Origin of the sequence: Rhizobacter sp. (assembly GCF_031412075.1) — a bacterium.
GTDB lineage: Bacteria > Pseudomonadota > Gammaproteobacteria > Burkholderiales > Burkholderiaceae_C > Rhizobacter.
On the sequence record NZ_JANOCG010000681.1, the window covers coordinates 1 to 9,290 of the forward strand.

At 67.8% G+C, this 9,290-nt stretch carries 7 protein-coding genes; 4 read left to right on the top strand and 3 right to left on the bottom strand.

From position 1 onward, the window contains the following. Both RMO40_RS25205 and RMO40_RS25210 read right to left on the bottom strand, forming a co-directional pair. A partial coding sequence (locus RMO40_RS25205; RefSeq protein WP_309726696.1) for a DUF1800 family protein occupies positions 1-1,608 on the bottom strand: 1,608 nt, incomplete at its 3' end. A gap of 139 nt (positions 1,609-1,747) precedes the next feature. After that, positions 1,748-3,454: a cation:proton antiporter domain-containing protein gene (locus RMO40_RS25210; protein ID WP_309726698.1), complete on the bottom strand. Its 1,707-nt coding sequence runs from the start codon at positions 3,452-3,454 to the stop codon at positions 1,748-1,750. Between the two features lie 167 nt (positions 3,455-3,621). On the opposite strand from RMO40_RS25210, the gene RMO40_RS25215 reads away from it, so the two are divergent. Next, positions 3,622-4,128 (top strand): pyridoxamine 5'-phosphate oxidase family protein, encoded by a 507-nt coding sequence (locus tag RMO40_RS25215; protein WP_309726700.1) that lies wholly within the window; start codon positions 3,622-3,624, stop codon positions 4,126-4,128. 18 nt (positions 4,129-4,146) lie between these two features. After that, positions 4,147-4,536, top strand: a complete 390-nt coding sequence (locus tag RMO40_RS25220; protein ID WP_309726702.1) for a response regulator — start codon at positions 4,147-4,149, stop codon at positions 4,534-4,536. Positions 4,537-4,543: 7 nt separating this feature from the next. Here the strand turns inward: RMO40_RS25220 and RMO40_RS25225 are convergent, their stop codons facing one another. After that, positions 4,544-4,717, bottom strand: a complete 174-nt coding sequence (locus tag RMO40_RS25225) for a hypothetical protein (protein ID WP_309726704.1) — start codon at positions 4,715-4,717, stop codon at positions 4,544-4,546. A 672-nt stretch (positions 4,718-5,389) separates the two neighbouring features. On the opposite strand from RMO40_RS25225, the gene RMO40_RS25230 reads away from it, so the two are divergent. Both RMO40_RS25230 and RMO40_RS25235 read left to right on the top strand, forming a co-directional pair. Further along, complete coding sequence (locus RMO40_RS25230) at positions 5,390-8,419, top strand: adenylate/guanylate cyclase domain-containing protein (protein ID WP_309726706.1); 3,030 nt, start codon at positions 5,390-5,392, stop codon at positions 8,417-8,419. 39 nt (positions 8,420-8,458) lie between these two features. Beyond that, on the top strand, positions 8,459-9,290 hold an 832-nt coding region (locus RMO40_RS25235; protein ID WP_309726708.1), incomplete at its 3' end, for a hypothetical protein.

The following is a 9,290-nucleotide window of genomic DNA, read 5'->3' on the forward strand; positions in this document are numbered from 1 at the left end:
CAGCACGCCGGCATCGGTGGCGTCGGCGGTGAAGGCGCTCAGGTTGACCACCGTGCCCTGCGGGTTGGGCGCGCTGCTCTGGTTGGCAGGGGTGCCGCCCCAATCGAGCAGGTAGGTGAGGAAGTTGAGCCGCGACAAGGCGGTGTTGGCGTTGTGGATGCCGAAGGTCGGACCCACCAGCGAGGTGCCAGCCACGGGGTAGTCGGGCGGGTAGAAATTGAACACCGAGGGCGGGCGGAACACATGCTGGCGCATGGTTTCGCCCCACCACCAGCTCAGGGTGTCGCCGTCGCTCGCGCCGTTCAGGCCACGCAGCACGCCGGTGAACAGCTGCACCGGCTCGCGCAGCCGCCCGGCGTTGCGCCCGATGCTGCCGCCGCGGGCTTCGGTGTCGAGCAGCACGGCGGCCACCGTGGCGGCCAGGTCACCGCGTTGCCCGGTGCCAAATGTCTGGTACCGGCCCGACGTGAATGCCGCCGCCACCCGGCCCACATACGCCGGCGAGGGGTTGCTGCTGACCAGGTGCTGGATCAGCTGCTTGCCGATGAAGGGCGCGGTGTTGGGGTGGGTGATGACGCTGTCGAGCACGGTTTCGAGCGCGCCGGCCGCGGTGTGGTTGGCGGCGAGCGAATAGCCGTTGAGCAGGGTGCGCGCGGTGGTGTCGTGGTAACGGGCCACCGGCACCATGTCGCCATCGTTGGCGCCACCGTAGTAGCGGCAGTTGGCGCCGGTGGGCCAGCAGCCATACGAGGTGGCGCCGCCCGCGGGGTAGGTCCAGCCGGTGAGTGCGTAGGCGTAGGCACGAACGGTGTCGTTGCTGTAGGTGGAGGTGCAGCTGCCACCACGCAGCGTGCCGTCGCTGTTGAGCTCGCAGGTGCCGATGGAAAACAACTGCAGCAGCTCGCGCGCGAAGTTTTCGTTGGGTGCGTCTTTGTCGTTGTTGGCGTTGTTCAGGAAGTCGCCCATCACCGGCGACAGGATCACCTTCTTCAGCACCTGCCGGTAGTTGCCGAAAGCTTCGCGCAGCAGCACGTTGTGGTAGTTGCGAAAGCCGTAGTTGCCGCTCACCTCCAGGCTGTTGACGACCACGATCTGTTGCAACGCGAAGGCGACGCGCTGGCGCAGCTGGTCGGGCTGGCCGATGGCGTTGCGGTAGAAGTCCCAGACCAGGGGCTCGGTGGAGTAGTAATCGCGCCAGCAGTTGGCGCCACGGGTGGCGCAAAACTCGCCACTGCCGGTGTGCTGGTGGATTTCGCCGCCCATGCCGCTGGTGTAGCTCGAGGTGCGCAGCGCCATCTGCGCGGCCACCCAGGCGCTCGGCCCTTGGCTGCGGATGTTGCTGACCAGGGCTTCGGTGGCGCCGAAGCTGGCCTGGTTGGCCAGGCGCACCGCGTCGGCCTGCGAAGTGGGTGCTGGCGGCGCAGGCGGCGGCGGAGGTGGGGGCGGCTGCACCGGGCCACCCGGTGGCGGCGCGACCGCGGGGGCATCGCTGCCACCGCCGCTGCCACCACAACCCGCCAGCACCGCTGCAAAGAGGGTGGCCACCGTGGCCGCGCGCAAGCGCTGGGGTCGTGCGTGGGGCTCAGTAGAAGGGTGGGCAACCGGCATGGGGCGTCCTGTTCGCGTGCAAAGGTGGCAGTTCGTGTCCGTGCCCGGCGCGCGAGGTGACGGGTTTCGTCACTGCGCCGGCAACAAACCTGGCATGCCCGATTGCAGCAGGAAGGGTGCCCGCCCCTGTTACCGGATGTCAGTGTGTTTTGGCGCCCGGCTTCAAGCGCGTCAGCACATGCGCCGTTATGCCCTTGGCCAACTCTTGCTCGCCGATGAAGACGGTGCCGATCTGCTCTTGGGTGAGCAGGGCCGCTTCGTCGTCGCCATGGGTGCGCACCACGACCTCGATGGTGGGGTTGAGCAGCTTGGCGGTCTCGACCATCTTGCGCACGTTGAAGGTGTCGGGCGTGGCGATCACCAGCATGCGTGCATGGGCGATGTGGGCCTGGATCAGCACGGCTTCGTCGGCCGCGTCCCCACTCACGGCCGGGATGTTGCGCGCGCGCAGCTGCTCGACCAGCTCGCGGTTCTGATCGGCCACCACGTAGGGGATGCGCTGCTCATCGAGCGCCTGCGCGATGCGCCGCCCCACCCGGCCATGCCCCACCAGCACCACCTGGCCACTGAGGAACGAGGCGTGCACCGACGTCGGCAACTCGGCCAGCGGGTCGTCACGCTGCTCCAGGCGACGCGCCAAGGGTGAGCGCACACGCAGCCAGGCCTGCACCGGTTCGATGGCGGTGAAAAGCGCCGAGTTGAGCGCGATCGAGATCAGCGCGCCGGCGAGGATCAGGCTGTGCGCCTCGACCGGCAGCAAGCCCAGCGCCATGCCGAGCCCGGCCAGGATGAACGAGAACTCGCCGATCTGCGCCAGGCTCGCACCCACCGTGAGCGCACTGTTCATCGGGTAGCGAAAGGCCAGTACCAGGGCCACCGCCGCCAACGTCTTGCCGACCATGATGATGGCCACCACCACCAACACCTTCAAGGGCTCGTCGACCAGCACGCGCGGGTCGAACAACATGCCCACCGAGACAAAGAAAAGCACCGAAAACGCGTCGCGCAAGGGCAGCGACTCATCGGCCGCGCGGTGGCTGAACTCCGACTCGCGCATCATCATGCCGGCGAAAAATGCGCCCAACGCAAACGACACGTCGAAGAGCATGGCCGAGCCGTAAGCCACGCCCACCGCCGCGGCCACCACACACAGCGTGAACAGCTCGCGCGAGCCGGTCTTGGCCACCAGCCACAAGATCTTGGGAAACACCCGCCGGCCCACCACCAGCATCAGCGTGATGAAAGCCGCCACCTTGGCGAGGGTGATGCCCAGCGTGGCCCACAGGCCGTATGGCGACGGTGCGGCGTTCGACTGCCCGCCCAGCAAGCCCGCCAGGGGTGGCAACAACACCAGCACCAGCACCATCACCAGGTCTTCGACCACCAGCCAGCCGACCGCAATGCGGCCGTTGACCGCCTCCAGCACCCCACGCGCCTCCAAGGCACGCAACAGCACGACCGTGCTCGCAACAGACAGACACAACCCGAACACCAGCGCAGCGCCCAGGCTCCAGCCCCACAGCACAGCCACCCCGAGGCCCATGGCGGTGGCCACGGCGATCTGCAACACCGCGCCGGGGATGGCGATGCGCCGCACCGCCATCAGGTCGGCCACCGAAAAGTGCAGGCCCACGCCCAGCATCAGCAGCATCACGCCGATTTCGGCCAGTTGCCCGGCCAGGTTCACATCGGCCACGAAGCCCGGCGTGGCCGGCCCGATCAGGATGCCGGCGAGCAGGTAACCCACCAGCGGCGGCACCTTGATGCGCGCGGCGAGAAACCCGAGGATCAGCGCCAGGCCGAAACCGACGGCAATGGTGGAGATGAGGCTGACGTTGTGAGGCATGGGCGTTTATAGCTGCAACCCCTCGTTTCGAGCCCGCAGGGCCGGAAGACTCCTACACGCAGAGGCGTTCACCGCTGATCGCCCCCACGCCCATGCGCTGCTTCAATGGTCTTCACAGGCGACATCAAGCGCGCCACCCACTCACTTCACCCAGAAAGCACTCCCCCATGACCCAACAAGACAGCGCATCCAGCGCCCAGCTGTGGAACCTCATCAAGGACATCAAGTTCGCGATGTTCACGACCCGGCACCACAACGGCCACCTGCACTCGCGTCCGATGACCACGCAGAACAAGGCCGTCGACGAAGACAGCAGCCTGTGGTTCTTCATGTCGCGCTCCGGCGAACCCGTGGCCGACCTCGAGGCCGAGCCGAATGTGAATGTGGTCTATGCCGATCCTGGCGATGACAGTTATGTCTCGGTGTCCGGCACCGCCCGCGTGGTCGACAACCTGACCAAGAAGGAGCAGTTGTGGTCCAAGATCAACCAAGCCTGGTTTCCCGGCGGCGTGACCGACCCTGATCTGGCCCTGGTTCAGGTGCAGATCACCCACGCCAACTACTGGGACGTGAAGTCGAGCAAGCTGGTTCAGCTGTTCACCATGGCGCGGGCCGCCATCACCGGGCGCACGCCCGACTCCATGGTCGAGCATGGTGAGGTGCGGATGCGGTGACCCCGCCACCGCCGGACCATGCACACGCTCAAGACCTACATTGTCGAAGACAGCGCGATCATCCGCGAGGGCCTGATCGCGTTGCTGGAAGAGTCGGCTCCCATCGAGGTGGTGGGCACGGCCGAAGACGAGTTGACGGCGCTGAAGTGGATCGACGAACCCAACTGTGACTGCGACCTGGTCATCGTTGACATCTACCTCAAGGGCGGCTCGGGCCTGGGGGTGCTCAAGGCCGCGGCGGGCATCTTCAAGCCCGCCAAGTGGGTGGTGCTCAGCAACCACGCCACCCCCGAAATGCGCACCCGCTGCATGGAGCTGGGTGCCGATTGTGTGTTCGACAAATCCAACGAAATCGACGAGCTGCTGTCTTACTGCAATCAGCTGGCGCGCTCGGACTCGCTGAACTGAGCGCGTTTCAGGACACGCGCTTGGCGGTGATGACCACCGTTTCCAGCTGGATCACCGGGGCCTTGACCACCTGTTCGGCAGGCTGCGCGGCAGGCGAGGCAAACAGGGCCGAGGCGATGGCCACGTGGCCTGCGATCAGCACCGAGAAGGTCAGGGCGGGGGCAATGAAACGTTCGATCATGGTGGGCTCCAGCGGGGGTGGTGTGTTGCGTTGGAGTGAACTCTAGGCAGCCGACCCGGCCGCGCCCAGCGGATTGCGACAGGCTGCCGAACATGCGGGATGAGATGCCGTCACACACGACGGCCGCACTTCGTTGCGCGCCCTTCCAGACGCCCGCTCATGCATATGGTGGATGCCCGGCGGCACGGCCCCCGGTATCTTGAGCCGCGTGTGCCAAAGCGTTCTGCACACGACGTGGGGCACCGCAGGGCATCGCATGGCTGCCAGTCCAAGTGGCGACTGCAGGGGTCATGCAGGCCGGGCCACAGCCCGAAAAGCCAATCGACATGTCACCGGACTTCCGATTAAATGCACCTGCGCCGCACCCATGCCCATGCCGTCGTTTCGCGCTCCAGGCGAGAGCGGGCCAAGGCCACAACAAGCTCGGCGCAGTCCAAGCGAGTCTGTGATGAGGGAACTTCGTGTGCAGCTGCGTCGCAAAACATCCGGTCGACGCCGGAATGCGCAGCCATGACGGTCTGTGCAGCCTGCGGGCTGCCCCAGGCGCGGCCGCACCGGTTCTGCCCCGAGTGCGGCACGCCGCTCACCCTGAACTGGCTCGACCCCCTGCCCTCTGCCAGCCAAGCCGAACGGCCGCGGCGCGCCCGACCCGAGCCCCGCCCTTCCTTTGCCATGGAACCGCAGCGCAGGCCGCTGGCCGAGCGCAAACAAGTCACCGTGCTCTTTGTCGACCTGTGCAACTCCACCGCCCAGGTGGGTGAAGCCGACCCCGAAGAAGCGCGCGAGTTTCTCGATGGCCCCTTGCGACTGATGCGTGCAGCCGTCGAGAGTTATGGCGGCACGGTGAGTCAGTTGCTCGGTGACGGGCTGCTGGCCCTGTTTGGTGCGCCGGTCGCGCAAGAAGACCACGCCCAGCGCGCCTGCCTGGCGGCCCTGGCCATGCAGCAGCGGGCACGTGAAGCCTCGGCCCAAGGCGAGCAGCGCAAGCCCATGGAGCTGCGCATCGGCATCGCGTCAGGCGAGGCCATCGTCGGCGTGGCCAGCGAATACGGCTGGTCGTACTACCGCGCCGACGGGCTGTCGGTGCACCTGGCGGCACGTCTTGAAAAGATGGCGCCGCCCGGCAGCGTGTGGGTGGCCGAAAGCACCTTCCGACTGGTCGAACCCCCTCTGCGCGCCACCCCGCTGGGCAAGCACGAGGTACGTGGCCTGGACGACCCTGTGGTCCTCTACGAGTTGACGCCGGCCAGCCAGGGCTCGGCCACGGCGCCGATCGCCCGGCGCCACCAGTGGGCGCCGTTGATCGGGCGCGAAGGCATCCTGAGCGGGCTCGGGGCGATCGTGAGCCAGGTGCTGACGGGGCGCATGCAAGCCGTGGGCATCCGCGGGGAAGCCGGCATCGGCAAGTCACGCCTGATTGCCGAGCTCTGCGCCAGCCCCTGCATCGCCCGCTTCAATGTGTGCACCGTGCAGGCACGCGCCTACCTCAGCCGCAGCCCCTACAGCGTGGCAGCCCACCTCATGCGGGAATTGCTGGGCCTGCCGGCCGAGATGGAGCGCGCCGCCCGCTGGGCCGGCATCCACCCCCGGCTGGATGCCTGGGGTGCGGCGGGCCAGAAGCACCTGCCGGTGCTCACCGACCTGCTCGACCTCGGCACCCCGGGCGACGACTGGCTCTCACTCAGCTCGGCACAGCGCCGCCGCCGCATCGGCGACACCTTGCACTGGCTGATCACGCAGCGGCTGGGCGAGGGGCCCCTGCTGGTGGTGGTGGAAGACATTTTTCTCGCCGACTGGGAAAGCCAGCACCTGCTCGAAACGCTGGTGCCGCGGCTCGAACGTTGCCCGGTGCTGGTGTGCGCCAGTTACCGCCCCGACTTCAAACACCGCTGGGCCGACGCCCCCTGGTTCTTCGAACAATGGGTCGGGCCACTGCAGGCCCACGAGATGAGCGCGCTGGCCGGCGCCTTGCTGGGCCACCACGAGTCGCTGAGCACCGTGGTCGCCGAGCTGATCGAGCGCGCCGATGGCAACCCCTTCTTCCTGGAACAGCTGGCCATCACGCTGATCGACGATGGTTCGCTGGTCGGCCCGCCGGGCTCGTACCGGCTGGTACGCACCCGCGCCGAAGTGCGCGTGCCCGCGTCGATCGCGGCCGTGATCGGCGCCCGCGTCGACCGGCTGCCTGCCGCCACCAAGGCCAGCCTGGAAGCGGCAGCCATCCTCGGGGAACCGATCTCGATCGAGCTGGTGGCGGCAATGCATGGCCTGTCTGCCGTCGAGGCCCAAAGCCACCTGACACTGTGCGCCGCGTCGGGCCTGCTGGCGACACCCCAGGCCCACGACCCGGCCGGCTACAGCTTCCGCCACGCCCTGGTGCAAGAGGTGCTCACCGCCAGCCTGTCACGCCCGCGGCGCCAGGCGCTGCACCGCAGTGCGTTCACGGTGCTGCGCGACCGGCTCGACGGCCAGACGGTCGACGGGCCGTCCGTGCTCGCGCACCACGCCTACAGCGGTGAAGAATGGGCCGACGCCGCAGGTTGGGCGGTGAAGGCCATGTCGCGGGCCGTGGCCCGCTCGGCCAGCCGCGAGGCCTTGCGCCTGTTCGACATCGGCATGGACGCCGCTCGGCGTCTGCGCAGCGCCGACAAGATGGCACCGCTCGAGATGTCGCTGCTGCTGGCGGCCATCGGCGCGCGCATGCCGCTCGGGCAGATCGACAAGATCGTGGCCGACGTCGAGCGCGCTGGCGAGATCGCCAAGCAGCTCGGCGACCAGCGGCGCATGGCCACGGTCGCGCTGCAGCTTGCCGTCTTCTTGTGGATGCGGGGCAAGTACACCCAGGGGCTGGTCTATGCCGAGCAGGCCAGCGAAGCGGGGGTGCGCGACGAGCGGCGCCACCTGCAGATGGCCGCCGCGCAGGCCCGCATGATGATGCACCACGGCCTGGGCCGGTACCGCGATGCCATCGAAGACGCCCACGGCGTGCAGCAAGGGTTCGCCACCGAATTGCTGGGCAAGCGCATGCTCGCCGGCTGGGCCACGGTGCCCTCGGTGAACATGCTGTCGTTCCTGGCCAGCTCGAAGTGGCGCCTGTTCGACCTGGCCGCCGCCCAGGAAACCTGCGACGCCGCCTACCGCGAGCTGGCCGAGTTCGACCACCCTTACTCGCGCGGGCTGATCGATTTTGTGCAGGGCCAGATGTGGGTCGAGCAAGGTCGCTTCGACGACGCCGTGCGGTTGCTGCGCGCCAGCGTGCGCATGTGCGAGGTCAACGACGTGCCCACGCTCTACCCCTGCGTGGTGGCCATGCTGGGTGGCGCGCTGGCCCGCAATGGCCAGGCGCCCGAGGCCGTGACCTTGCTGGAGAAGGTGCTGGCCGACGGTGCGCACCTGGCGGGCGGCACCTACGGCGAGCTCTTCCTGCGCCACAACCTCGGCCTGGCCCTGATGCACTGCGGGCAACACGCCCAGGCTATCGAGATGGCGCAGAACGCGGTCGATTTTGCGACGGCTGGCGAGCAGCACGGCCACCGCGCCGAGGCCCTGTTCGGCCTCGCTGAAACGCTGGTGGCAGCCGGCCGCACCGATGTGGCGCTGCAACGTTTTCAAGACGCTCGCGCGCAGGCGCTGCAGTGCGAGATGCCTTACTTCGCCGAGCGCGCCAAAGAGCGCCTCCAGCAGATCGAGGCAGGCCGGTAACGCACGTCGCTCAGCGGTTCCAGAACAGGAGGGAAGCCCATGAAGGCCCATGTCATCGCACCGGAGGCTCAGCCGCCGGGTGTGCGTCGTCTCAGCTATGCCATCTTCTGCTGGGCCAACCGCCGCCCCCTGGTCTGGCGTTTCGTGGCGGCGGTCTTCAGGCGGTGGCCCTTCCTCAGCACCCTGGCACCGTTTGCCGCCACCCATGACGCCGTGACCAAGGTGCTCAAGCGGCCCGACAGTTTTTCCAACACCTCGCACGCGCCCAACCTGCTGGCGGGCAGCTTCATGATCGGCATGGAGCCGGGCCCGCAGTACAAGCGCGACAAGGCCCTGTTTGACAACGTGGTTCCCACGCCCGAAGAAGTCAGGACGCTGGCCGACCGCGAAGCCCGGCGGCTGGTGCAGGAGATCACCCACCTCAGCGAAGGCGAGTTCGATCTGGTCGAGGACTACCTGATGTGGATCGTGCTGCGCTCCACCGAGACCGCCTTCGGATACGCCGCCGAGCGCATCCCGGCCGGCAAGCGCGGGCAGCCCGGCGAGATCGAGCTCGAACGCCAGTACCTGCATGAGCTGCGCCACGTGGCCGCGCAGTTGTTCGCCGGCACGGTGGCGCCCCAGCAGGTGCTGCGGCGCGCCGAGGCCAGCGCGTTGTCGTTGAACAAGCGGATCGACAGCACCATGGGCATCCTGCGCGGCAGCTGGGGCGGTGTGGCACCCGATGCCAACCGCGAAGCCATCACCCGAAGCGCCGTGGGGCTGGCCTGGGTCTCGCACCCGGTGACCGTGCAATCGGGTGCCCTGCTGGTGCAAGAGCTGCTCGGCCGCAAGCAGCAACATCGCAATTTGAGGTTGCAGGTTCACGACC